The 23764-nt window shown below is 40.9% G+C and carries 26 protein-coding genes; 14 read left to right on the forward strand and 12 right to left on the reverse strand.

Annotated features, from left to right (window positions below; translation table 11 throughout):
• Positions 1-16: 16 nt before the first annotated feature.
• The 3 genes from ACXYMX_RS03285 (at position 17) to ACXYMX_RS03295 (ending at position 2926) form a co-directional block, all read left to right on the forward strand.
• Complete coding sequence (locus ACXYMX_RS03285; RefSeq protein WP_459042801.1) at positions 17-952, forward strand: L-threonine 3-dehydrogenase; 936 nt, start codon at positions 17-19, stop codon at positions 950-952.
• A gap of 296 nt (positions 953-1248) precedes the next feature.
• On the forward strand, positions 1249-2421 hold the full coding sequence (locus ACXYMX_RS03290; protein WP_459042802.1) for an iron-containing alcohol dehydrogenase: 1173 nt from the start codon (positions 1249-1251) through the stop codon (positions 2419-2421).
• 103 nt (positions 2422-2524) lie between these two features.
• Positions 2525-2926 (forward strand): acyl-CoA thioesterase, encoded by a 402-nt coding sequence (locus ACXYMX_RS03295; RefSeq protein ID WP_459042803.1) that lies wholly within the window; start codon positions 2525-2527, stop codon positions 2924-2926.
• Between the two features lie 651 nt (positions 2927-3577).
• On the opposite strand, the gene ACXYMX_RS03300 is transcribed toward ACXYMX_RS03295, so the two are convergent.
• A complete protein-coding gene (locus ACXYMX_RS03300) occupies positions 3578-4930 on the reverse strand; it encodes a YjiH family protein (RefSeq protein ID WP_459042804.1) in 1353 nt (450 codons plus the stop codon).
• A gap of 248 nt (positions 4931-5178) precedes the next feature.
• Here ACXYMX_RS03300 and ACXYMX_RS03305 point away from each other — a divergent pair, with 248 nt between their 5' ends.
• Positions 5179-6858 (forward strand): hypothetical protein, encoded by a 1680-nt coding sequence (locus tag ACXYMX_RS03305; RefSeq protein WP_459042805.1) that lies wholly within the window; start codon positions 5179-5181, stop codon positions 6856-6858.
• A gap of 116 nt (positions 6859-6974) precedes the next feature.
• Here ACXYMX_RS03305 and bshB2 read toward each other — a convergent pair whose 3' ends face one another.
• The 4 genes from bshB2 to ACXYMX_RS03325 form a co-directional block, all read right to left on the reverse strand.
• Positions 6975-7658: a bacillithiol biosynthesis deacetylase BshB2 gene (gene bshB2 / locus ACXYMX_RS03310; RefSeq protein WP_459042806.1), complete on the reverse strand. Its 684-nt coding sequence runs from the start codon at positions 7656-7658 to the stop codon at positions 6975-6977.
• A 13-nt stretch (positions 7659-7671) separates the two neighbouring features.
• Positions 7672-8022 (reverse strand): YojF family protein, encoded by a 351-nt coding sequence (locus ACXYMX_RS03315; protein ID WP_459042807.1) that lies wholly within the window; start codon positions 8020-8022, stop codon positions 7672-7674.
• 640 nt (positions 8023-8662) lie between these two features.
• On the reverse strand, positions 8663-9496 hold the full coding sequence (thiD, locus tag ACXYMX_RS03320; protein ID WP_459042808.1) for a bifunctional hydroxymethylpyrimidine kinase/phosphomethylpyrimidine kinase: 834 nt from the start codon (positions 9494-9496) through the stop codon (positions 8663-8665).
• A 64-nt stretch (positions 9497-9560) separates the two neighbouring features.
• Complete coding sequence (locus ACXYMX_RS03325; protein ID WP_459042809.1) at positions 9561-9827, reverse strand: hypothetical protein; 267 nt, start codon at positions 9825-9827, stop codon at positions 9561-9563.
• A gap of 173 nt (positions 9828-10000) precedes the next feature.
• Here ACXYMX_RS03325 and ACXYMX_RS03330 point away from each other — a divergent pair, with 173 nt between their 5' ends.
• The 4 genes from ACXYMX_RS03330 (at position 10001) to ACXYMX_RS03345 (ending at position 12489) form a co-directional block, all read left to right on the forward strand.
• Positions 10001-10753, forward strand: a complete 753-nt coding sequence (locus ACXYMX_RS03330; protein WP_459042810.1) for a DUF4230 domain-containing protein — start codon at positions 10001-10003, stop codon at positions 10751-10753.
• 3 nt (positions 10754-10756) lie between these two features.
• The gene (locus ACXYMX_RS03335) at positions 10757-11431 is read left to right on the forward strand and encodes a uracil-DNA glycosylase (protein WP_459042811.1); all 675 of its coding nucleotides are present in this window, start codon (positions 10757-10759) and stop codon (positions 11429-11431) included.
• A gap of 238 nt (positions 11432-11669) precedes the next feature.
• On the forward strand, positions 11670-11933 hold the full coding sequence (locus ACXYMX_RS03340; RefSeq protein WP_459042812.1) for a YwdI family protein: 264 nt from the start codon (positions 11670-11672) through the stop codon (positions 11931-11933).
• A gap of 175 nt (positions 11934-12108) precedes the next feature.
• Entirely contained in the window at positions 12109-12489 is a 381-nt protein-coding gene (locus tag ACXYMX_RS03345) for a DUF423 domain-containing protein (protein ID WP_459042813.1), read from the forward strand.
• A 51-nt stretch (positions 12490-12540) separates the two neighbouring features.
• Here the strand turns inward: ACXYMX_RS03345 and ACXYMX_RS03350 are convergent, their stop codons facing one another.
• The 4 genes from ACXYMX_RS03350 to hemQ all read right to left on the reverse strand — a co-directional run bounded on the left by ACXYMX_RS03350 (position 12541) and on the right by hemQ (position 15404).
• Positions 12541-13275, reverse strand: a complete 735-nt coding sequence (locus ACXYMX_RS03350; protein ID WP_459042814.1) for a Fic family protein — start codon at positions 13273-13275, stop codon at positions 12541-12543.
• A gap of 138 nt (positions 13276-13413) precedes the next feature.
• Entirely contained in the window at positions 13414-13800 is a 387-nt protein-coding gene (locus ACXYMX_RS03355) for a spore coat protein GerQ (RefSeq protein WP_459042815.1), read from the reverse strand.
• A 57-nt stretch (positions 13801-13857) separates the two neighbouring features.
• On the reverse strand, positions 13858-14277 hold the full coding sequence (locus ACXYMX_RS03360; protein WP_459042816.1) for a cell wall hydrolase: 420 nt from the start codon (positions 14275-14277) through the stop codon (positions 13858-13860).
• Positions 14278-14654: 377 nt separating this feature from the next.
• Complete coding sequence (hemQ, locus tag ACXYMX_RS03365) at positions 14655-15404, reverse strand: hydrogen peroxide-dependent heme synthase (protein WP_459042817.1); 750 nt, start codon at positions 15402-15404, stop codon at positions 14655-14657.
• 177 nt (positions 15405-15581) lie between these two features.
• Here hemQ and pta point away from each other — a divergent pair, with 177 nt between their 5' ends.
• Positions 15582-16553 carry a phosphate acetyltransferase gene (pta, locus tag ACXYMX_RS03370; RefSeq protein WP_459042818.1) on the forward strand — a complete coding sequence of 324 codons (972 nt, stop codon included), beginning with the start codon at positions 15582-15584 and terminating at the stop codon, positions 16551-16553.
• 15 nt (positions 16554-16568) lie between these two features.
• The gene (locus tag ACXYMX_RS03375) at positions 16569-17411 is read left to right on the forward strand and encodes a lipoate--protein ligase family protein (RefSeq protein WP_459042819.1); all 843 of its coding nucleotides are present in this window, start codon (positions 16569-16571) and stop codon (positions 17409-17411) included.
• A 21-nt stretch (positions 17412-17432) separates the two neighbouring features.
• Here the strand turns inward: ACXYMX_RS03375 and ACXYMX_RS03380 are convergent, their stop codons facing one another.
• The gene (locus tag ACXYMX_RS03380) at positions 17433-18068 is read right to left on the reverse strand and encodes an RsfA family transcriptional regulator (protein ID WP_459042820.1); all 636 of its coding nucleotides are present in this window, start codon (positions 18066-18068) and stop codon (positions 17433-17435) included.
• A 173-nt stretch (positions 18069-18241) separates the two neighbouring features.
• Between ACXYMX_RS03380 and ACXYMX_RS03385 the strand changes: the two genes are divergently transcribed.
• From ACXYMX_RS03385 to ACXYMX_RS03395, 3 genes are read left to right on the forward strand one after another with little or no spacing between them, the layout of a single operon-like run.
• Positions 18242-19555 carry an HD domain-containing protein gene (locus ACXYMX_RS03385; RefSeq protein WP_459042925.1) on the forward strand — a complete coding sequence of 438 codons (1314 nt, stop codon included), beginning with the start codon at positions 18242-18244 and terminating at the stop codon, positions 19553-19555.
• A 33-nt stretch (positions 19556-19588) separates the two neighbouring features.
• Positions 19589-20095 carry a YwgA family protein gene (locus ACXYMX_RS03390; RefSeq protein WP_459042926.1) on the forward strand — a complete coding sequence of 169 codons (507 nt, stop codon included), beginning with the start codon at positions 19589-19591 and terminating at the stop codon, positions 20093-20095.
• A gap of 27 nt (positions 20096-20122) precedes the next feature.
• Positions 20123-20335 (forward strand): hypothetical protein, encoded by a 213-nt coding sequence (locus ACXYMX_RS03395; protein WP_459042821.1) that lies wholly within the window; start codon positions 20123-20125, stop codon positions 20333-20335.
• 58 nt (positions 20336-20393) lie between these two features.
• On the opposite strand, the gene ACXYMX_RS03400 is transcribed toward ACXYMX_RS03395, so the two are convergent.
• The gene (locus tag ACXYMX_RS03400) at positions 20394-20579 is read right to left on the reverse strand and encodes a 2-hydroxymuconate tautomerase (RefSeq protein WP_459042822.1); all 186 of its coding nucleotides are present in this window, start codon (positions 20577-20579) and stop codon (positions 20394-20396) included.
• A gap of 68 nt (positions 20580-20647) precedes the next feature.
• Between ACXYMX_RS03400 and ACXYMX_RS03405 the strand changes: the two genes are divergently transcribed.
• Positions 20648-21166, forward strand: coding sequence for a YwhD family protein (locus ACXYMX_RS03405; RefSeq protein WP_459042823.1), 519 nt, complete (start codon positions 20648-20650; stop codon positions 21164-21166).
• Between the two features lie 297 nt (positions 21167-21463).
• On the opposite strand, the gene ACXYMX_RS03410 is transcribed toward ACXYMX_RS03405, so the two are convergent.
• The gene (locus tag ACXYMX_RS03410) at positions 21464-23521 is read right to left on the reverse strand and encodes a transglycosylase domain-containing protein (RefSeq protein ID WP_459042824.1); all 2058 of its coding nucleotides are present in this window, start codon (positions 23519-23521) and stop codon (positions 21464-21466) included.
• Positions 23522-23764: the final 243 nt, after the last annotated feature.

A 23764-nucleotide genomic window follows, 5' to 3' on the forward strand; every position in this document is an offset into this window, starting at 1 on the left:
TGAAAGGAGTTTTCACATGAAAAAAATCATCGTTACCGGAGCAAGTGGCCAAATCGGGTCGGAGCTCATATCAAAACTGCGGTCAGAATATGGGGTCGATAATGTTTTAGCGACAGATATACGCAAAAGTAATACCCCAACAGACGGCCCGTTTGAAATGCTTGATGTGACCGATGCAAATTCAATGCATGCGCTTGCTGGCAAGTTTGGTGCCGATACGATGATCCATATGGCGGCATTGTTATCTGTAAAAGCAGAAGACGCGCCACATTTCGCATGGAATTTGAACATGGGTGGACTCATGAATGCACTTGAAGTATCGCGTGAATTAAAGCTTCAGTTTTTTACACCGAGTTCAATTGGTTCATTTGGTCCAACTACTCCTAAAATAAAAACTCCGCAAGATACGTTTCAACGTCCGACTACGATGTACGGTGTCAATAAAGTGGCTGGCGAACTTTTATGTGACTATTATTATCATAAATATGGATTGGACACACGTGGGGTTCGTTTCCCCGGCCTCATCTCCTACATAACGCCACCAGGGGGAGGAACAACAGATTACGCTGTCGATATCTATTACAAGGCGCTTGAAGACGGAAAATTTACATGCAATCTTGCAGAGGGCACTTACTTAGATATGATGTATATGCCAGATGCATTGCAGGCAATAATTGATTTATTGGAAGCGGATCCTTCGAAATTGGTTCATCGGAATGCGTTTAATGTAACAGCGATGAGTTTTGAACCGTCTGAAATTGCTGCTGAGATTAAGAAGCACATCCCGTCATTTGAAATTGCATACGAAATCAACCCGGTGCTGCAAACAATTGCCAACAGTTGGCCTGACTCACTTGATGCATCGGCAGCTGTAAACGAATGGGGATTCAAAACGGTCTATGATTTGGAAAAAATGACGGTAGACATGCTGGAGAAATTAAAGCTGAAATAAGTTTGATAAAAAAATAAGAGTGCCACGTATGGACATCCATTCGCTTCCCTGCGAATTGTGGTCGTACTTGGCACTCTATTTACGTTTCTAACTATCTGTAAAGTACAGGCATTGCTAGACGCACACTAAATAGTTTGACGAAACGGAATAGTGTGATAACGTTAAGCTAGAATTCGCGATCCGTACAATTTTGCGCCAGGTTTTCATGGTGCTCCTTATGAAAAACGCGGTCTAAAGTTCTTCTTTTGGCTAATCAAAATGACTATGTATCTAACTTAGTATAAGGAGAGATTTTAATGAGTGAATTTAAATCACCTCATAAAATTTATTATGGGGCAGGATCACTGGAAAAATTAGAAAGCATATTAGATGAAATAAATGCACGTAGTGTGTTTCTCGTTAGTGACCCATCACTAGTAAAACTCGGTTTGATTAATCCTATTTTAGAAGTTTTAGAATGTAGAAAAACAAACGTGTATTTGGAAACAAATGTTGTACCCGAGCCATCTGTAGACCTTGGAAATAGAATAGTAAATGAAATTCGGAAAGGCGATTATGATTTAGTAATTGGAATTGGAGGCGGGAGTTCAATAGACTTGGCTAAGGCCACCGCCGTACTCGCTAAAAATGAAGGACGAGTTGAAGAGTACTTAAACCTTTCTGGAGATAAAGTACCTATACATAAAGGGCTTCCAAAAGTATTGATTCCAACAACGTCAGGCACTGGAGCGGAAGTGACTGACATTTCAGTTTTTTCATTGGAAGATACAAAGGATGTAATTACTCACGATTATTTACTTGCTGACTATGTGATTGTCGATCCCGTTCTGACGTATACACTTCCCCAGAGAATAACCGCGGCAAGTGGAATTGATGCACTAACGCACGCACTAGAGGCTTATACTTCAATCAATTCAACGCCGTTAACAGATTTACTAGCATTGGATGCAATAGAAAAGATATCACAAAGTATTAGAACTGCAGTTTGGAATGGTCAAGATAAAAAAGCTAGAGAACAAATGGCATTGGGAAGTTTGCAAGCGGGTTTAAGTTTTTATAATGCAGGGGTGGCTGGCGTGCACGCACTCGCATATCCGTTAGGTGGACTGTTTAAAATTCCACATGGAGAGTCAAATGCAGTCTTGTTGCCGTATGTTTATGATCATATTTGGCCTTCTTGTATAGACAAGATGGTAAAAGTTGCGGAGGCAATGCAACTTCCAACTGAAGGGAAAAGCAATCGGGTTAGTGCTCAAAGCGTCGTTCAAAGTTTGTTAGATCTCGTTAAAGACGTTGGACTACCTATCAGACTAAAAGATTATAATATAAAAACAGAGGATTTAGATCGTTTAGCTGAAAATGGAGCGAAGCAGAAAAGATTACTTAGTAGAAGTCCCAAACAGTTAGACATTACCTCTATTGAAACGATCTATAAAAATGCTTACGAGGGTACACTAACTATTGATTAAGAGAGTGTGTAAGATAAAATTCTTGTAGACTACTCTATCAAGTACGTTCAAAAAATAGGTAATGCCCTTATGAAAAAATATTGGCGCAAAGGGAGAGAACCAAATGTACAAAATGATTATAGAACCTCGAGTTTCAGAAACAGATGGTGTTGGACATATCAATAATACAACTTTGCCAATTTGGTTCGAAGCCGCTCGAAATCCTATATTTAAATTATTTACGCCAGATAGTCAATTTCAAAACTGGAAAATGATTATTTTAACTATGAATGTAAATTACAAAGCTCAAATATATTTTGGAACAAATGTAGAGGTTTTTACATGGGTAAATAAAATAGGGAATTCAAGTCTAGAATTGTACGAAGAGATTTGGCAGGAAGGAAAGTTATGTGCGGATGGAACTGTAACCTATGTGAACTTTAATACAGAGAAACAAGTTTCGGAACGCATTCCTGATACGATTAGAAAAGAGTTGGAAGTACACCGTTATAATGAAGGGCAGTGAACATCACTTGTTCAATTTTATTTACAAGGGATGCTTGATAAATAGATAACATATGTGTAAACTTATCCACAAAATATGAATGTTGAATGCTATTCGTAATTCAACTAGAAAAGACCCTACACTCGTGTAAGGTCTTTTCTGTAGTTCATTTATCATAAAGGCTATGTTAAGTAACTCTGTTGATAGTTGATAAAGTATTTGGACACACCTTGTCAAGTAGAGGGGAAAGTGTGAAAATATCGCTTCGTCAACGTTTTTTAGCATAGCTAAAATAATGAACATTAATTGGTGATGGCCTCCCGTAGTAAGCCCGTCAGAAAGTTCACTGTCGATCTTACTACTTCGGCTCACACTTGTCGCTTCTTCGCTAGTTCGTTTTATTTCATGGTTAATGCAGCAATAAGATTGGAGCAAAAATACTATTTGTACGCTCCTAGTTGATTGAAGTGGAAGACGGCGACTCCGGGAGGACAAGCGGGTCAGGTGAAACAACAACGGGTTGGTCCACCGCCTGCCCTCCGGAACGCGTCAGGGAAAGATCGGATTTTATCTTTTCGCACTTCCGGTCTGAAACGGAAATCAGCGTGTTAGATCTGCTCACTCAAGCGCTTTTGTGTAATAAGCTTTATCAACATTACTATATTAAAAGAGCTAAAATAAAAGATGGGCAACTCCTGCGATAATTGGTAAAGAAATAAGTGTGCGCAGAAGGAAAATAACAACTAAATCTAAGAAGTTTACTGGTATTTTTGAACCGAGTAACAGTCCGCCAACCTCCGCCATGAAGATTAACTGAGTCACTGAAACCGTTGCAATAACGAATAATGTTAGCTCGGATGTAATTAGCCCCTCCGCCAAAATAACGGGTAAAAACATATCCGTAAAGCCGACAACCATGAGTTGCGCAGCATCAGCAGCCTCGGGAATGCCGAGAACAGCTAAAATCGGTTCAAACGGTTTGCCTAAAATGGTGAAAACACTTGTATATTCGGCAAGAATAAGTGCAATTGTCCCAAAAGCCATAACGACTGGAATAACACCTAACCACATATCAAGGACATTTTTGAAACCACTCGATAGGACTTTTCCGAAAGAGCGATTGGCATCTGCTTTTGTTAAGGCATTTTCAAGGCCATGCGTAAAGGAGCTATATCCTTCAGGCAACTTTTCTTCATTCCCAGTAAAAGGTCTGCCATCAATGTATTCATCTTCTTTTCCAGCCAATGGATAGATGCGTGGCATGATAAAAGCAAGAACGAGTCCTGAAAAAACGACGGTGCCGTAAAAAGGTAAAAAGTAAGAGCCGAGGCCGACTTTTTCAATGATAACTATGGAAAAAGTGATAGATACAACTGAAAAAGTAGTTCCGATAATCGCTGCTTCTTTTTTCGTATAAAAGCCTTCTTCGTATTGTTTACTCGTAAGTAAAACCCCGATCGTACCGTCTCCAATCCATGAAGTAAGTGCATCGATCGAAGAGCGACCAGGTATTTTGAATAACGGTCGCATGATCTTAGACATCATCGTTCCAAAAAACTCAAGTAACCCGAAGTTCAAAAGAAGGGGTAAAAGAAACCCAGCGAATAAGAAAATTGTAAATAAGAACGTCACCAATCCGTCATCGCTTAAAAGAAGCCCTCCTGTATACTCACTCCAAATCGCTTCTGGCCCAAATTGTAGTTGAACAAGTAGTGCTGAAATGGCACCAATAATTCGTACAATGATCCAGAAAGGCGAAACTTTGAACAGCTTCATAGCGAAAGATGGTTTCGCATGCTCATTTTGAACAAATAAATAGAGAATCGAACCGATTGCTGCAATTAGTAAAATACCAGTTGCGGTCCAAGGCATAATTGGAGCGATTGACGTAGATAGAATATCTGCAAATATGGCAACAGGAACTTTCCAAACTTCACCGAACTTGACGGGCACCATAAATAAAATAACGCCAAGAATTGAGGGGATTAGGAAGAGTAACCATGTAGAAAGCGAAAATTTTTTCATTTATTTATAACTCCTCTGTATATTGAATGCTGACATGTGAATAATTATACATTCTATACTCTTGTAGTATCCTTGTAAATAGTATAGGTCAAATTCCATTTCTTCAGACTTTTCAGTAGGTAACTTCAGGTGCCAGTTGCCTTTGTTAAGTTTAAGAGGAAACTTTTTTATGAAAAAATGAAACGATTTCATATCGTATGCGTATAAGTAGTAGAAACAAAATTTATTGCAGGAAAAGAGTGTTTGATATGTTGGAATTGCTACTATTTTCATTAATTGTAGGTGTTGTCGGAAGTGTCATTGTCGTTCCGCTACTTACTTCAAATAACGAAGAGGAATCGCTAACGTTCAACCGATGGACCGCTTTAGGTACGCTTACGGTTGTTGGTACAGTTGTCGTCTTCATATTTTATTATGCGACGAATTTGGATCGAAATTGGACATCGCTTTGGACGTTGCTTCTCATAGTTACTGCATTAGGTGCATTTGCATCAAAAGGGACGGAACGCAAAGTAAAAATGGCATTCGCACTTGCTGCACTGATCGTCGGTGTTTATGTGTTAAGTGCTCCACTTTTCAATGCGAATAAAAAGTATGAAACAGTGGAGATGGTTCAAAAAGTAGAAATTACTGCATTTGATGAAACGAAAACACCGGCAAGTGTACCTCCTAAATTTGCGCGCAACAAAATGAAGAAAGCATTTAGCCAAGTTCCAAATACGAGTTATTATGAGCTTGGGAATTTACAAATTCAAAAAGTGAATGACGAGTTTGTTTACATTGCACCTGTAGAATTCTCTGGTTTTTTCAAGTGGTTTAACGGGAAGACGACACCGGGATACTTTACGATGAGTGCAACAGACTCAGCGGACAATCCAAAGTTTGTTAAAGTTGAAATGGCTTATACACCGTCCTCTTTCTTCCATAAAGAAGTCCACCGTAAAATGCGCATGGAAATGCCAAACTTAATCTTTTACGGAGATGTTCAACTGGAAATCGACGAGGAAGGCATGCCGCATTACATTCGCACATATGGGGACTTTATTTCCGCACGTGACGGGTTTGATGCGAAAGGAATTGTCATGTTGAATCCTGAAACAGGCGCTACGAAAAAGATTTCGTTGGACGATGTTCCTGAATTTATTAACGGAGCAGTTTCACCAGAAGCAGTCAGCCTTCAAAACAGTTATTTCGGGAATTATATTCATGGTTTTTGGAATTCAATTGTCGGAAAGAAAGATGTGAAACTCCCTTCGGATGAAGGAACGGAAGCGAATGTGAGCCCGATATTTGATGAAAATGGGCATATGTATTATTTCACAGATTTCACAAGCCCTAAAGAAGGCGTCGATTCAATGCTTGGTTATGCATTGACGGATGGTCGTACAGGAAAAGCAACGTATTATTCGGGGAACCTTGAAGAGGCGTATATGGATTCGCAAGGTGCACTCCAAATTATTGAAAAGAAATTTATCGAAAAGAAATGGTACGGAGAAATGCCTGTGTTGTACAATTTTTACGGAGAAACAAGTTGGTTGACGCCGGTACTTGATTCGAATGGATTCTTGCAAAATTACTTTATTGTATCTGCTGCAAATCCTGAAATCTCAGTATTTGCGAATACACCAAACGAAGCTTTGAAATTGTATAAAACGGCACTTCAACGGGGTGTAAGCACGGTCGATGGAAGTTCGAATGCAGAAGAAGCAAAAGCTGTAGTCACAGTAGTGCGAGTGTTTAAAGAACGCATCGGTGACTTTACGCTAGTTTCATTCCTCGCAGAGGACGGCCGAAATTTCCTTGTTTCATCAGAAGTGGAACCACTTTCTATTTACATTGAAATTGGTGATAAATTAGCTGTAACGTATTTAGAAACAGGTGAACTATTCCTTCCTGTTAAGGGATTAACGAATATGAGCGTGAACTAATCGAACTACCCATTTTTGTGGGATAAAATCAAAAAAACTGCGTGCTACCAAAGTGTTTGAAACTTGGTGGCACGCAGTTTTAATTTTGAGTCTAGTACTGATCTAATTTGTTGGTTTTATTCGAAATCCTGTTCCCAGTTATACGTGTAAAAACGCTCATAGCGAAGCCATTTTTGGGCATCAGGATCTTTCGCTTCTAATTTGGCTTCCATTTCTTTCATCATCCACACGGTTTGTGAAGCATGTGCTTTCAACGCCGCAATTTTCTGCTCAGAAAAGTCTTGAATGTCATGAATAATATCAGGCTCACCAAGAACTTCTACGGTATTGTTCGCAAATGCAATGGTGTACAGATTTGGTCGCTCATTTTCAGTTATTCTTCGAACTGCTCGAACAACCGCCCTTGCAGTCGCATCATGATCCGGATGAACCGATAATCCTGGATAAAATGAAATGACTAAAGAAGGATTTGTTTCTTCAATCAACTCGGTAACAAGGTTGACCATCTTCTCATCGTCTTCGAATTCGATGGTTTTATCACGGAGTCCCATCATTCGTAAATCATCAAGTCCCATCGCTTCACATGCGTTAAGCAGTTCAGCCTTCCGAACTTGTGGCAATGTTTCTCGATTTGCAAAGGCGGGGTTTCCTAAATTGCGGCCCATTTCACCTAATGTTAAACATGCATACGTTACGGGTACGCCCATACTCCGCCAGTTTGAAATGGATCCTGAAATGCCGAAAGCTTCGTCATCCGGATGTGGTAAAACGATGAGTACATGTCGTTCTTTTTTCAGCATAAGTGGTGCCTCCTTAGTATGTAAACGGTGTTTCGCTTATTTCAAGTGCCACAGCAAGTTTCCCTTCAGGATCAAGCCCTGCCATGAGTAAACGCCCATCTTCATCGAGTGTAGAATGTGTAATGCCTTGCGCGTAAATCCAACCGTAAGGAAGTTTTAAACCGACACGGTGAGGCGATTCACCAGCTACTTTTCCAAGTTCAAAACGCACAACAACGTTTCGAATGAAAGCACCAGCATTGAAAAAACCTTCCTTAAAGTGACTCGCATATGAACCATTCGTCGTTTCTAGATGGATATACACATCTTTATTCGCGAATGAAGTAAGGTATTCTTGTAATTGTTCAGGTTGCACTTTTTCCATAAATAATCCTCCTCGGTAAAGCATGTGTTAATTATATAATGAATGGAATGGGAATGCGATTGGCCGGCTCACACCAAAAGCGCAAGCGCCTGTCCAGCTCGCGAAGGAAATAGGAAAATACCCGGAAGTCGCCCTTTGACTTTTGGGTATTTTATCTTTTCCACAGTGAGCTAGGCGCTGGAGACTAGACGCCAACAAAAGCGGAAGCGCCTGTCAAACCCCGACAAGCGCTGGAAGGCTTGAAGATAAAGGCGTTTTTTGCCTTTATCAGCAAGACTGAAGCGACTCGAGGGGTTAGGCGCTGAAGACTAGCCGATACCAAAAGCGCAAGCGCCTATCCAGCTCGCGAAGGAAATAGGAAAATACCCGGAAGTCGCACTTTGACTTTTGGGTATTTTATCTTTTCCACAGTGAGCTAGGCGCTGGAGACTGGCCGAAACCAAAAGCGTAAGCGCCTATCCAGCTCGCGAAGGAAATAGGAAAATACCCGGAAGTCGCACTTTGACTTTTGGGTATTTTATCTTTTCCACAGTGAGCTAGGCGCTGGAGACTAGACGCCAACAAAAGCGTAAGCGCCTGTCAAACCCGCAGATGATGAAAAAACGACCACGTAAAGCTTCGTGGTCGCAGAATGTGTATTTTATACTTCAGTCAATGTAATTTCAGAAGCACTGAATTTGTTTTTTGCGCCGTGCATAACGGGTCCGACGTATTCGTTTAGTTTCCAGCCATGTGCAATTGCTGCAGAAACAAATTTCTTTCCTTCAATAACTGCACTTTTGACGTCCATGCCATTTGCCAGATTCGCTGTAATTGCAGCCGCAAACGTACAGCCCGCACCGTGGTTATAGTGTGTTGCTGTTTTCTCTGCTTCAAGAAGTGTAAAGGTTTGTCCGTCATAAAATAGGTCAGCGGCTTTGTCGTGCTTCAGCTGTTTTCCACCTTTTATCACAACATTGCGTACTCCAAGAGAATGGATTTTTTGAGCAACAACTTTCATATCTTCAATCGTTTTAGGTGTAGTTGTCCCGGCAAGTTGTCCGGCTTCAAATAAATTCGGTGTAACAATTTCCGCTTTTGGCAGTAAAAACTTTACCATCGCATCAACGGTTCCCGGATTGAGAACTTCGTCTTCACCTTTACAAACCATTACAGGGTCTACAACTACATGATCAAGTCCCGAATCTGCGATTGCAAGCCCAGCCGTTTCGATTACTTCTTCAGTACTAAGCATTCCTGTTTTAATCGCATCGATTCCGGTTGATAAAGCGGTTTTGATTTGTGCTTTCAACACATCAATCGGTAGAGAATAGACGCTGTGTCCCCAGTTATTATCTGGATCCATCGTGACAATCACAGTTAATGCAGTCATACCGTATGTTCCGTGTTCTTGAAATGTTTTCAAGTCAGCCTGAATTCCAGCGCCGCCTGAAGTATCTGATCCAGCGATTGTTAAAGTTTTTTTCAACGTCATTTCTAAACGTCCCCTTTAGTTTCTGAATGAACTCAAGACTCATTTTAATCAAGTTAATCAAAAATTACAAATGTTGAACATCGTCCGTCGTTATAATTTTATAGACACAATAGGCTAGAAAGATAGCGATGAATGCTGTAACGGCAGCGGCGATAGGGTTTTCATTCAGAATAAAACCAATCATAAGCGCAAAAAGAACTAGAATGCCAATGATGAAAAATGAGAGGAAAAGAATGAGTCCCCATTTTTTAGTTTGTTCAGGTACGTCGGCTCCATGTTTCGCGGCTTGTGTTACTTTTCGTAGTTTTTCGCGCATATGCATATCAGACATGTCGCACCCCCTCCGAACTAATCGTATCACGCCTTTCTAGTTGTTCATAATGAAATTTTCCTATATTGTAAATGTAGAAGGAATTGATAGAAAAACAAATAGATGGCAGCCAAATCGCCGCGTCCTGCGGCCAGGCTGCACACCTGCATCCTGCAGGCGAAAAGAGGGATGAAATGTCTAATGAGAAGAAATTAGATGAGATTGAGCAATTGTTAAACGAATTGAAAGCTGCGGAAGCAGAATCGGCAGTCACGGTAGAAGAGACAATGGACCGCCCATCTGGTTTTTGGCGTGTAGGAAAAATCTTCTTTTCGATTTGGAAAAAAACATTTTTGATTGTTGCTTTCATCTTACTGTTAGTCATGGTTGCCTTACCCGTTGCAACATTCTTTTTCCTAAAACAAGGAAGTACCTATACAGAAAACAAGACAGCGTTTCTCGAGCAAATTCAGGAACTAAATGAACTTGCCACTGCGGAAGCATACACGAAGGTAATTGTTGAAAGACAAGATAATACGATTTTCGGCCAAAGTATTGGTGTTAATTTACCAGGTACCAAAAGACAACTTCTCGTTGTGATTCCAGGGTCCGTAAAGGCCGGTGTTGATTTATCTGGATTAACGGAGAAAGACGTCGTAATTGATGAAGAAAACAAGACTGCCAAACTGACATTGTCTCGGGCCAAATTTTTAGGTGGCCCTGAAGTTTATTTTGATCAAATCGAAGTCTATTCCTATGAAGGACTTTTCCGAGAGAAAACAGACATTGAAGAAGCTTATGAGCTGGCGGCAGAAGCAAAAGAACTTATTTTAGCGGAAACAGAAGGACAAGGTGTGCTTGTTATGGCCGAGAAAAATGCAGAGAAAACATTAAGTGAAATGTTTTCGTTTGCTGGATACGATGTAACCATTGAATTTAAGGACTGATAGATGTTGAATAAAATTACGTTCGGTAACGATTGGGACGAAGTGTTGGCGGATGAGTTCGAGAAGCTTTACTTCCGGGAACTCCGTGCATTTTTAAAGAAGGAATATGTTGATGAGCTTATTTATCCACAAGAAGAAGAACTTGGGACTGCATTTCAACTGACACCGTTTAATGAAGTGAAAGTCGTTATTTTGGGTCAAGATCCTTACCACGGACCTGGACAAGCACACGGATTAAGTTTTTCCGTTAAACCAGGTGTGAAGCACCCGCCAAGTTTACGTAACATTTTTAAGGAATTACATACAGATCTAGGCTGTGGGATTCCAGAAGATGGGACACTCACGGGTTGGGCAGAGGAAGGTGTATTGCTCCTCAATACGGTTCTCACAGTAAGAGCAGGTCAGGCCCATTCACATAAAGGACGCGGATGGGAAACGTTTACGGATGAAATAATCATGCGCTTGTCCGAAAGGGAAGCGCCGATTGTATTCGTATTATGGGGACGTCCGGCTCAAGAGAAAAAGAAGTTGATTGATGAAACAAAACACACTGTTATAGAGGCATTTCATCCGAGTCCGTTAAGTGCCAGTCGCGGTTTTTTTGGCAGTCGTCCGTTTTCGAAAGTGAATCAAATCCTGGAAGCGCGGGGTGAAAAGTCGATAGAGTGGTGCTTGTAAACTAGACAGGGTTCTTTAATTTACCAATTGTCCATGATAAAGTGAGTAGGAAAGAGGTGGCCGTTGTGACAGTTAATTGTTTTCAGTGTCAATTCTTTTTTGTGACGTGGGATCAGCGCAATCCACGCGGGTGCAAAGCATATGGATTTAAAACGAAGGAACTGCCGTCGACCGTTGTAAAGAGGTCGTCCGGAATGACATGTTTGAAATTTGAACGAAAGATTGGTGATTTGCGAAGATGATTCCATTCGACCGAATTATTTCAGAAATGGAGCGCCAATTGGCTGTTGCCAGGAGTACAAATGACGAGCGAAAGATGCGCGAAGCATTGTCTGCCGTGAGATCACTTTGTGAAGTGGCATTGGGTGGGGAAGGGAAACCGCAAGAGAAAGTTTTCCCGAAAATGCTTATGGCAGAGCCATCGGTGCAGTCAATATCATCCCTTGAATCAAAGCCACTTGAGGAAGAAGATGCAAATGGTGGTTCGTTGTTTGATTTTTGATAGTCCGAAAGGCTTTGTTCGCCGATAAAACCGTTCGAAGCGTCGATATATGTACTTGGAGCGCCGATAACACGTGCACAAACGCCGATATCGGACCCGCAAACGTCGATATCAGACCCACAAACGCCGATATCCCAACAGAACGATTATTTTAGTATAGAAAGCAGGGAAATTCATGCCATTTTTCATTATTGCAGGTGCTGTTAACGCGGCAATCGCGGTTGCACTCGGTGCATTTGGTGCACATGCGTTAAAAGATCGTCTATCCGAGAAATATTTAGCCATTTGGGAGACAGCCGTTCAGTACCAAATGTTTCACGCGCTAGGTTTGATTGCGATTGGTATTTTGATGAGCTCCGCATTACTCGGACCTATCAGCCAATTAAACTGGGCGGGGTATTTGCTACTCGCAGGAACGATTATCTTTTCCGGTAGTTTATACGCTCTGAGTTTGTCCGGGGTTGGTGTTCTAGGAGCAATCACACCAATCGGCGGTGTCGCATTCATTGGTGGTTGGATCATGTTAATTATTGCAGCGACTAAGTTTACAAATTAAGCATAGTATACAAAAAAACTTCCGCAAGCCATATGGCGAGCGGAAGTTTTTTTAGACTTTAGGAAGTAAAGAAATATATTGTTGTAATGCTTCTTTTTCACGTGTAGCCACAAGATTTATGAACAGCTCATACTCCTGTTTAACAGCTGCAATATCAAGCGCTTCATAATAATCTTGCCGTTCCTTCACTTGAATCGTTACAGGTAAATAGCCATGGCGTATTAATTCAAGATTCATTAGCAATCTGGAGGTACGTCCGTTTCCGTCTATAAAAGGATGTATGTTTACAAATTTACTATGCAAAAGACACGCCTTTTCCAAGGGGTGTAACGTATTAGTATCTTTGTACCAATCAAGCAGTGTATCCATTTCATCTTTGATTTGATGCGCAGGTGTTACTTGGTGAGAAGCACCAGAGATAAGAACTTCCTGTTTGCGATAGACCCCAGCATGCAGATTATCAATGCCTCTTAAGATAAGTTGATGGATTTCTTTAATTAACCTTTCCGTTAGTGGTTCTGAAATAATATCCTCCAAAAAAAGGATGGCGTCACGGTGGTTGATGGCTTCTAAATGTTCACGCATAGACTTTCCGCCAACGGTTATTCCGTCCTCAATAATCACTTTTGTCTCGTATATAGTGAGCGTATTTCCCTCGATTGCATTGGAGTGATAGGTGTTTCGAACAAGGAAATCCTCTTTCAGTTTTTGCAAAGTAATAGAGGAAAGGGGACGATGATTATCCAGTTCTTTTTTCAAATGAATCAATTCAGTTAGCACATCCATAGGATAATCCCTCCGTATTCAAGATGCTATTAACTAAAATCATACATACTTTAGAGTAGATAAGCAAAATCCAAACTAATGAATTGAATTTTGACGACAAAAAAACTTCCGCAAGCCATATGGCGAGCGGAAGTTTTTTTAAACCTGGCGTGATTGAATACTTTGTGGAAAATATTTTACGTCTCCAAAAAACTCGGCGTAGTCAAAGTAAATCATCGGGAAGAGAAATTGATTGCCATCAGACTTTGCTTCAACAATGACATGATCACGACCAGCTGCTAATACTGTACCCTCAATATTTCTTACATTTAAACCGGGTTCGAGTGTGTTTTCAAATGAAAAATGAAAAATTCCAGGCTCACCGATGTTCAAGCGCAAAATATTTTCGATGTACGACGTTTCTCCCGGGGGGAGGACAGGTCTTCCGCTAGGAATCGTTACTTGTGGTGGCATCATCGGTTGTTGAAGATTCGGGTTCTGAAAGTTTGGCTGTTGTAAATTTGGGTTCCAATAATATTGGACCATGCGTTCATCCTTTCACTATTCAATTTGTTTGATTCGGAGCCTGTTGAGTAAGTTTAGTTAAACAGTTGGACAATCACTTATGAGTGGAGCAAAAAAACAATGAGCCTTATACCTACCGGTGTTCCATTGTCCATACCACTGCGCAGGGCACTCTCCTGTAGGCATGAAAAACCATAATGCACGACTTGCGGGAGAAAAGCGTTCACCTGCAATGACTCTCCTGGCGAGTTTTTTATCAGATTCACGGGCGCGTTGATAAAAGTATCCTTTTGTCGTTGCTTCAAAGCCTCCAGGACGTTGGAATACCATTTGTTCGAGGGATCGAATGTCAGTAAAGTCGAGACAGTCTCCAAGTACGCGATTGACCCCGACGTTTCCAACCATGAGCATCCCTTCCAGCCCGTCGCCTTCTGCCTCTGCTCGCATTAATCGAGCGAGCAAATCGACTTCCGCCTCGTTATATGCAATCACCGCCAAAAAATTACCTCCTCGTGTAAAATGTATGCGGTGGTGAAATTAATAATGACAAGTTGTGGTTGAATTTCATCTAAATAGTTGTTTTCAGAAGGAACGCTTCGGTTGAGGAGGTCTATTCGCGTTGTGAGGCTAGCTGAAAACGGTGTGCTGAACGGTTTGTTCCCGTAATGGAGTGCATTGCTCCCGCAACAAAGTGGTTGCTCCCGTACCGGCGAAGTTTATTCCCGCAACGCATTGCATTGCTCCCGTAACGCTGTACTTTATTCCCACAACGCATAATTTCTAAGTAAACAAAATCACTTTTCTGAAATAAAAAAACCGATAGAGAAAGTGAATCTTCTCTACCGGTTCATTGTATGGGCCAACCTTAAAAAATATTACAATTTAAAAAATGCTTCTCTTTTCTCGCCGTCTAAAAGGGTACCGACGAAGAACGATCCGAACTCAGCGTAACGTGCACTTACTTCATCAAAGCGCATTTCGTAAATCAGTTTCTTGAACTGAAGAACGTCTTCTGAAAACAGTGTAACGCCCCACTCGTAGTCGTCAAAACCGACAGAACCGGTAATGATTTGCTTCACTTTACCAGCATAGCTACGTCCGATTAACCCGTGATCGCGCATTAGTGCTTTACGCTTGTCCATATCGAGCATGAACCAGTTGTCATTGCCTTCACGTTTTTTATTCATCGGATAGAAACAGATGTATTGTTGACGTGGTAGTTCAGGGTACAGACGTCCACGTACGTAAGGGTTTTGGTAAGGATCTTCATCCGATTCACCCGCAAGATAGTTCGATAATTCGACTACTGACACATACGAATAAGAAGGGATTACGTAATCAGCGATTGCCAGTTTGTTGAATTCAGTTTCAAGTTCTTGTAGTTCGTCCATCGTTGGACGGAACGTCATAAGCATGAAATCGGCTTTTTGACCGACAATTGTATAAAGTGCATGACTTCCTGTTTTATCGTCATCTGCCTTTTGAAGCTTTTCAAGATAGACCAAAAACTCATCAACCGCAGATTGACGCTCTTCTTTAGAAACTAATTTCCATGTCGTCCAATCCATTGCGTATAAATTGTGTAATGCGTACCAACCATCTAATGTAATTGCTGCTTCATTCAATGTATATTACACTCCTTTAAATTGTTATTCATTCTCTAATAGTTTAGCACAACCGACTAAAAAACAATCTTAATATGGGGTGCTGTCACAAATTTTACATAGTCATGAACGTCTTTTCACGACTGCCTAATTGGTGTATGCTGAGACTATAACAATTGGTTGGAAGGGGTTTATTGCGTGACAGATTTATTTAGTGGAATTAAAGCAAAGTTAAATGGTAGTAAGAAAAAAGTTGTCTTACCAGAAGGAAATGATGTGCGTATAGTAGAGGCGGCATCACGTTTGCATAAAGAAGGAATTGTACAACCCATCTTACTGGGAAATGAAAAAGAAGTGAGAGAAACAGCAGTAGAAGCACAAATTGATATTTCAGAAGTTGAAATCATAGATCCAATCACTGTTTCCTATTTTGAGGAACTAGTTGAAATGTTTGTTGCGAGAAGACAAGGTAAGGTTACGTTTGAGCAAGGGCGCGAACTGTTGCAGAATGTAAATTATTTTGGGACGATGCTCGTCTATACAGGACGTGTGGATGGACTTGTTAGTGGAGCCGCTCATTCGACGGCTGATACAGTACGTCCGGCACTTCAAATTATCAAAACAAAACCAGGTGTTTCGAAAACAAGTGGGGCATTTATTATGATGAAGGGCGAAGAGAAGTTGGTCTTTGCAGACTGTGCAATTACGGTGGCACCTACAGCACAGGAACTAGCAGAAATCGCAATTGAAAGTGCACAAACGGCGCGTTCATTTGGCGTAGATCCAAGAGTTGCGATGCTTTCATTTTCAACAAAGGGCTCTGCGGTAACTGAAGAAACAACGAAAGTGGCAGAAGCTGTTCAATTTGCAAAAGAACTTGCTCCTGAATTAACTATCGACGGGGAATTTCAATTCGATGCGGCTTACGTTCCAGAAATTGCTGTGAAAAAAGCACCGGGCTCAACGATTCAAGGTGATGCGAACGTTTTTGTGTTCCCGTCACTTGAGGCTGGAAATATCGGCTATAAACTAACGGAACGACTTGGAGGATACGAAGCAATTGGGCCGATTTTACAAGGGTTGAACGCACCCGTAAATGATTTGTCACGTGGGTGTTCGGCAGATGATGTGTATAAGTTGAGTCTTATTACCGCAGCTCAAAGTCTATAATTAGGAGAGTTTCATATGTCATCAGTTGAATCTTTTTTACGTATTCCTAAATTACGATTCATCGATGAATCGATGAGTGCACGAAACCGCTCAGCTTTGGAGTCTTTTGCAACGGACGACACGCTTTGTCATCTTGTTGGGCAACAACTAAGTATTCCAACGCTACGGACATGGGTGCATGACCAAACAATCGTACTTGGCATCCAAGACCACCGACTGCCTCATATTTCTGAAGCCGTTGCAAGGATTGAAGAAGCTGGATACAAGTCGATTGTGCGCAATTCAGGTGGACTAGCAGTTGTATTGGATGCAGGTGTATTAAATATATCCATTATTCTATCGGAACAGGATTCTTCGATTGATATTCCAACAGGTTATGAAGTCATGTTGGCTTTCGTTCGTCTGCTGTTTCCAGAAGCCGGAAGTCGTATTGAGGCCTATGAAATCATAGGTTCTTATTGTCCAGGATCCTATGATTTGAGCATCGACGGAAGAAAGTTTGCAGGTATTTCACAAAGAAGATTGCGTCAAGGAATCGCGGTTCAAGTGTACTTATGCGTAGAAGGAAGTGGAGCAGAGCGGGCTGAAATCATTCGCGAACTCTATGAAATCGGTTTACAAGGGGAACAGACCAAATTCACGTATCCGTCGATCAAACCGGAAGTGATGGCGTCGTTTTCTGAGTTGTTGGAAATGCAGCTGACAGTGAATGATGTCGTGCTCCGAATCCAGAAGCTCCTACAAACATTAGCTGGAGAAGTCGTGCTAAGCAGTTTCAATGCAGAGGAAATGGAATTGTACACTTCTTATTTGCATCGTGTCGTTGAACGCAATCAAAAAATGTTAACAAACCAATAAGAATGAAAAAAGAACCACGGATCAATGACTGATCGGTGGTTCTTTTGATACTAGATTACCATTCTTCTCCATTGTAAAAATGGGTGCTGTTCGATCATTATCATCGGAAAGTGTAACAAGACGGCGTGCTCGATTCATGATTTGTACAAACTGTTCGTAATCAGAACGTAATGTCTCATTTTCCTTAGTTAATTTAGTAATCTTTTTTTCCAATTGTGCAATATTTTCGTTGGCAATTTTAGCAGTTTGCCTCCAACGTAAAGACTCACTATCGCCTGCGCCTGCATGATGCAAACGAACGAGATAGGCGATTACAGTATCAAGAGATAATGCCGATAAAGGGACCATCATCTTATTATCTGTTTCGGATCCTTGGGAAGGCGTATACAATTGTCTCCCGCGTTGTTTGAAATCTTTTCCTAGAACACGCATTGCTTGTTTGCGTTCTTTTTTTGCTTCTTCAAGCTCGTCATCGTATTCTCTTCGAACAACAGCGTTCCATCTAAATCCACATGCTGCCGCTGTTCTGTTCAGTGCATCTCCAACTTCTTCAAATGCACTTAATTGCGTACTGCCTTCTCTGACGTGTTTGAGCACCGTCTCTGCCAATAGAATATCGTTTTCTTCCATCCAAGCATCCTGTCTAACTTTCACCATTTCCGTGCCTCCTACCATGTTCATAGTCTTGTTCTATTGTCAGTGTGGACATGGAACAGCTATTTTATTCATTCAGGAAACAGCATTCGCACACCTTTTTTAAAAGACTTTCGGATACGTCATTTTATGAGTACAATAGAATGAAGAAGCAAAGGATTGGTGGAGGTGTACGAGTGGACTATAAAAATCAGAAACTAAGCGAAGAAAAAGTGTTCAAGGATCCGGTGCATCGGTATATCCACGTGCGCGACCAAGTCATTTGGGATGTCATTGGTGCAAGTGAATTCCAACGACTTCGTCGAATTCGGCAGCTGGGTACTACCTATTTAGTGTTTCATGGCGCGGAACATAGTCGTTTTCATCACTCGCTTGGTGTGTACGAAATTGTGCGCCGAATTATAGACGATGGTTTTCAAGGAAGACCTGAATGGGATAACGATCAGAGACTGGTAACATTATGTGCTGCACTATTGCATGATCTTGGCCACGGTCCATTTTCACATGCTTTTGAAAATGTGTTCAATCTTGATCATGAAGACTTCACGCAGGCAATTTTGCTCGGGGATACCGAAGTGAACACAATACTTCGGCGTGTCGCACCAGATTTCCCACAAAAAGTGGCGGATGTTATTGGGAAAACGTATCCGGACAAACTTGTGGTTAGTTTAATCTCGAGTCAAATCGACGCGGATCGTATGGATTATTTGCAGCGGGATGCTTATTTTACGGGTGTTTCGTATGGTCATTTTGATATGGAACGAATTTTAAGGGTTATGCGTCCAGAAGAAGAGCAGGCTGTAATCACATACAGTGGCATGCATGCGGTCGAAGATTATATAATGAGTCGCTATCAAATGTATTGGCAAGTATATTTTCACCCTGTATCTCGAAGTGCAGAAGTGATCTTAACGAAAATTTTACATAGAGCAAAGCATTTAAGTGAAACAGGCTATTCATTTAAACAAGAGCCGACGCATTTTCGATCTTTTTTTGATGGAACCTTTTTATTGGATGAATACATTGCGCTGGATGAAGGTGTAATTACAACGTACTTTCAGCTTTGGATGAAGGAAGAAGATCCGATTTTATCCGACTTGAGTACACGTTTTATTAACAGGAAACTATTTCAGTACGCTGAATTTAATCCTGCGACAGAATATGAAAAACTTTTTGAGTTAGGAAAGTTGTTTACACAAGCAGGTTTAGATCCTTTATATTATTTAGTTGCGGATTCATCATCCGACCTACCGTATGATTTTTATCGACCGGGTGAAGAAAATGAACGTTTACCGATTTTCTTGAAAATGCCGAACGGTGAATTAAGCGAGCTCTCCAGATCATCCGATATTGTGGATGCCATTTCAGGGAAGCGTCGTACGGATCACAAAATCTATTTTCCAGAAGATGTTTTAGAAGCAGGAAAAGAAAGCAATCCTATATATGGGCAAATTTTAAACCTCATTAATAAACATGCCACGAAGGATTAATTGCTTTGAGGCGGATTAGAAAGGGTGGCTATTTTGTTACAAGAACACGCAAAAGTTGTGCAGTTTATTTCATTGGCAAATGAAGTGACGGGAAGAAAGAAATTGCAGAAGATGATTTATATAGCGAAGAAAATGAATTTCGCATTTGATGAAAAATACGAGTTGCATATGTATGGTCCTTATTCAGAAGAATTAACGCTTCGTGTTGAAGAGCTATGTGAAATGGGGTTTCTACACGAACAATGCATAGACAAAGGTTCTTACGTTCAGTACAAATATGAAGTTACAAATGCTGGAGAGCGGTTTCTAGATACTGCGGAGGCGGCACATGAAATGTTGCTAAGTTGTATTGATTCGATGAAGGAAAAAAGTTCGAGGTTTTTAGAATTGGTATCCACGCTTCTTTATTTCGATCATCTTAATAGAGAAGAACAAATCGCTAAAGTGCATATTGTGAAAAATAAACTAAACTTCACGAAAGAAGAAATGGATAACGCATTTGCATTCATCTCAGAAATGGAAGAGTTTTCGGTGAATTAAACCTTAAATTGGATGGGGAGACAGACAATGAGTGTTCTAAAAAGCAGAGTTTTTAAAGGTGTTTGGTCGATTGTAACAATACCTATAGTTGTCGCCTTATTTCTGATGTTAACAACGAGTTACTTTAATACGAAAGAAATAAATCTACTCACATCGGGATGTTATGAAAATGGTGGAGTGGTGAATATGGTTATCCACAATAACTTGACAGGTAGTTATTCATTCGAGTGCGAAAAATAAAGTGAATACATATCGGTGCAAATGAAAAACGCTCATTTCTGAGCGTTTTTTTTACGTATTACTTATCTGCTGAACGGACTCCGGCGACGGCGTGGTCGCTTTTTTTCAATTCTTCAATAATCACATGGACACTTGTAGCAGGTGCTCCAGTTGTTTCAACGATCGCTTCAGTTACGCGTTCGCAAAGAGCTTTTTTCTGTTCGTCGCTACGACCTTCTAACATTTTCACTGTAACGTATGGCATACTATTTCCCCCTTCCTCATAAATTCCAGTATACTTAATATAATAACAAAGTTGGAGGGGATAAAGAAATGACGAACGAAGAGAAGCCAAAAACAAAATTAGGGTTTACCATTATAAAAGACGATCCAACAGATGGTCATAAAGGATTTGGGATTGGATCGTTATCACTGGAAAACGTTTCTCCCGTCATCATTGACGTTGAAGAGGAGATTGCGACGATTGAAATTGGAGCAATGCACGCAAGAAGCCCGTTAGAACGCGGCATTAAATTCTTACGCGAACGCGAACCTTCTGAAGGTGGAAAACAGTATTGGCTTGTGTGGGTCACAATTGATTACCAAGAAGAAGGTCCATACTATGCAGGCGTGACAGCTTGCGAAATGGTTGTAAATCGTGAGAAGAGACGGGGATACAAAGATTTTATCGAACATATGAATAAGATGGACAAATCGATAAAACGTCAAATAATCGTTGAGGAAATGGACGCAACGTCTAAAGAGGTTCTCGCGGATTTCCTTATAGGACATAACAAAGAATTATGGGATAGAAGTAAACCAGAACTGCATGAAGAGTTAGGGCGGAAATAAGTACACTTGTGAACGAAATATGACAAATATAAGATACTTCCGCTTACAAGGTTGAATGTGTACTTAAAAGGAAGTAAACTAAAATTATAGCTTGCGAATAAGCTAGGACAACCGGAATAGTTTATACAGACAAAAAAGGTTTCAGACAAACCCAAGCATGAGATCTTTTTTGTGAATGAATTCTATACTGGTAAAAAAGCTTTCTTCCTTCAACGTAAAGTTGAGGAAAGAAAGCTTTTTTGATGTTCATATATTATTTTGTACATAGTAACTGATCACGAAGCATTTAGTGCAGCGTCATTCAAAAAATGAAAAAGGGAATAGATTGAATGTCCTTCCTTTATTTTCGGCATTTGAACGGGTTTCTCGTAAAGATTTATCGGTGCATAGTTTTTGTGGCATATCCTTGTCTTTTACATAAACAAGCCGCTGTCGCTCGCATTCATTTACGGCAAGTCCACCTGTTTCAACGTCGATGATGACACCACTTACTCCTTTTGGAGGGATGAAGGGCTCAGGTGCCGTACCGCTGTGAACAGTTTCCATAAAATCAATCCAGATTTTTTTCGAAGGGGCAAAATCTTCTGTTTCGGTCAATTGTCTACCTATATCATAACCCGTCCATATTCCGGCTGTGAGCGATGGAGTGAACCCGATTAAATATTGATCTGAATTGGTTGTTCCAGATTTAGCTGCATAAGGTCTTGTTTGTTTATGGCGCATAGACAATCCAGTTGCTGTCGAGTAGTCATTAAAAACAGGGTCAAACATGCCGGTCATAAGATGTGTTAAAACGAACGCATCTTGTTCGGAAATTGCTTGCTTGGCAACTTTTTCTTTTTGCTCGTACACGGTTTTTCCGTTAGCGTCGGATATCGAAATGATGGTCCTCGGTTCGATTTGCGTTCCTCCAGAAGCGATTTGGTTGTACGCGCTTGTCATTTCGGAAAGCGTAACGTCCAGTGCACCGAGTGCAACCGCTGGAGATTGTGGGAAGACGGCTTCAATCCCAAGTCGTTCTGCGACGGAAAGGTAATTTTTGTACCCGATTTCCTCCAACGTTTTAACTGCAAACACATTGTCTGAAATGGCAATTGCTTGTGCGAGTGAAATTGGGTGATCAGCAAATTTGCCATTAACGTTTTTCGGTTCATAAGATGAGCGACCTTCATCATACGTGAATATTGTTTTTTCGGTAGATAAAAAAGTGAGTGGATTATATCCGTTTTCAAGTGCGGCGGCATATAAAATAGGTTTAATCGCCGAACCTGGTTGTCGTTTAGCTTGCGTTGCACGATTAAATTGATTTTCTGCGTAGTCAAGACCACCGACAAGTGAAGTGATGGCTCCAGTATCCGTCTCCATAGATATAAAGCCGACTTGCAACCCACTATCCGGCATCCAATTTTCCACTGTTTCTTCTGCGGTCTTTTGGTGATGCGGATTAAGTGTTGTACGAATTGTCCACCCGCCTTCAGCCGGGTAGCGTCCCTTTTCGGTTAATAATGTTTCGGCTTCTTTCCAAACAGCGTCAAGAAAGTAAGGAGCTACGCGCTTTGACTCTGCCCATTCTTTGTTTTTCAAAACAAGTACCGCGTTCTGTGCTCTTTCAGATTGCCGTTCGGTAATGTATTTTTGTTGCTCCATTAAAGAGAGAACGAGGCGTTTTCTTTCTGCCGATTTTTCTGGATTGGCAACTGGTGAATAAACGGAAGGTCCTTTTGCAATCGCCGTAATTACTGCAGCTTCTTCCAGTGTTAAGTCGATCGCTGATTTTCCAAAATAAAATTTACTCGCAGCTTCTACGCCGTACATCCCATGTCCAAAATAAATTGTATTTAAATAACCTTCTAAAATTACATCTTTGTCATAAAAGCGTTCCATTCGATACGCATACAATGCTTCGTTGATTTTTCGTTTCCAAGTCTTTGCGTGTGTTAAGTAAAGGTTTCGAGCATACTGCTGGGTAATTGTGCTGGCGCCTTCCGCTTTACTCATTGATTTAATATCCTTTAAAATAGCGCCCGCGAGTCGTTTATAATCAAACCCGTTGTGACTGTAAAACTTTTGATCTTCGGTTGCGATGACTGCATCGACTAGAAATGGCGACATTTCATTCAAGCTAACCCAATATCGGCGCTCCGCAGAGAAGTGGTCTCCGATTTGTTTTCCATCTTTATCAAGAAATACAGACGCTTTCGGCACGTTAAGTGAAGGGGCGCCTGTGATTTGTGCATACAATCTAAGTGAGAAAAATAGTGTAAACAATGCTGTGAAAACGGTAAGCGTTATTAACAAGAACCGGCGTATTGCCAGTTGTCTCTTTTTTTGTTTTACATAAACCGTACGCCTCATTGCATCCCACCTCGTCCACGTAATTGAATCTAGTATGCGAACTAGTGAACAAAATTAAACCCTTTATTATGAACATTTCTAACGAAAGAGTAGACATGATTGAAAAATACAGCGATAAAAGGATATAATAAGAAGATGTTTGATTTTATCGTCGATCAGCACGTGTTTGATAGTGGAGCACGATCATTTTAAAATGCACTATTTTATTTTTAATTAATGGAATTCACAAAAAGGGGTTGAACG

This window comes from Sporosarcina sp. CAU 1771, from assembly GCF_054482775.1.

Excerpts from the sequence above, each read along its gene's own strand:
- ACXYMX_RS03340 (WP_459042812.1), top strand. The coding sequence starts at position 11,670 with ATGATTCCATTCGACCGAATTATTTCAGAAATGGAGCGCCAATTGGCT.
- ACXYMX_RS03410 (WP_459042824.1), bottom strand. The coding sequence starts at position 23,521 with ATGAGGCGTACGGTTTATGTAAAACAAAAAAAGAGACAACTGGCAATA.
- ACXYMX_RS03295 (WP_459042803.1), top strand. The coding sequence starts at position 2,525 with ATGTACAAAATGATTATAGAACCTCGAGTTTCAGAAACAGATGGTGTT.
- ACXYMX_RS03380 (WP_459042820.1), bottom strand. The coding sequence starts at position 18,068 with ATGGTGAAAGTTAGACAGGATGCTTGGATGGAAGAAAACGATATTCTA.
- ACXYMX_RS03395 (WP_459042821.1), top strand. The coding sequence starts at position 20,123 with ATGAGTGTTCTAAAAAGCAGAGTTTTTAAAGGTGTTTGGTCGATTGTA.
- ACXYMX_RS03330 (WP_459042810.1), top strand. The coding sequence starts at position 10,001 with ATGTCTAATGAGAAGAAATTAGATGAGATTGAGCAATTGTTAAACGAA.
- ACXYMX_RS03355 (WP_459042815.1), bottom strand. The coding sequence starts at position 13,800 with ATGGTCCAATATTATTGGAACCCAAATTTACAACAGCCAAACTTTCAG.
- ACXYMX_RS03325 (WP_459042809.1), bottom strand. The coding sequence starts at position 9,827 with ATGTCTGATATGCATATGCGCGAAAAACTACGAAAAGTAACACAAGCC.
- ACXYMX_RS03305 (WP_459042805.1), top strand. The coding sequence starts at position 5,179 with ATGTTGGAATTGCTACTATTTTCATTAATTGTAGGTGTTGTCGGAAGT.
- thiD (WP_459042808.1), bottom strand. The coding sequence starts at position 9,496 with ATGACGTTGAAAAAAACTTTAACAATCGCTGGATCAGATACTTCAGGC.
- ACXYMX_RS03335 (WP_459042811.1), top strand. The coding sequence starts at position 10,757 with ATGTTGAATAAAATTACGTTCGGTAACGATTGGGACGAAGTGTTGGCG.
- ACXYMX_RS03315 (WP_459042807.1), bottom strand. The coding sequence starts at position 8,022 with ATGGAAAAAGTGCAACCTGAACAATTACAAGAATACCTTACTTCATTC.
- bshB2 (WP_459042806.1), bottom strand. The coding sequence starts at position 7,658 with ATGCTGAAAAAAGAACGACATGTACTCATCGTTTTACCACATCCGGAT.
- ACXYMX_RS03285 (WP_459042801.1), top strand. The coding sequence starts at position 17 with ATGAAAAAAATCATCGTTACCGGAGCAAGTGGCCAAATCGGGTCGGAG.
- ACXYMX_RS03405 (WP_459042823.1), top strand. The coding sequence starts at position 20,648 with ATGACGAACGAAGAGAAGCCAAAAACAAAATTAGGGTTTACCATTATA.
- ACXYMX_RS03400 (WP_459042822.1), bottom strand. The coding sequence starts at position 20,579 with ATGCCATACGTTACAGTGAAAATGTTAGAAGGTCGTAGCGACGAACAG.
- ACXYMX_RS03300 (WP_459042804.1), bottom strand. The coding sequence starts at position 4,930 with ATGAAAAAATTTTCGCTTTCTACATGGTTACTCTTCCTAATCCCCTCA.
- ACXYMX_RS03345 (WP_459042813.1), top strand. The coding sequence starts at position 12,109 with ATGCCATTTTTCATTATTGCAGGTGCTGTTAACGCGGCAATCGCGGTT.
- ACXYMX_RS03375 (WP_459042819.1), top strand. The coding sequence starts at position 16,569 with ATGTCATCAGTTGAATCTTTTTTACGTATTCCTAAATTACGATTCATC.
- ACXYMX_RS03350 (WP_459042814.1), bottom strand. The coding sequence starts at position 13,275 with ATGGATGTGCTAACTGAATTGATTCATTTGAAAAAAGAACTGGATAAT.
- ACXYMX_RS03290 (WP_459042802.1), top strand. The coding sequence starts at position 1,249 with ATGAGTGAATTTAAATCACCTCATAAAATTTATTATGGGGCAGGATCA.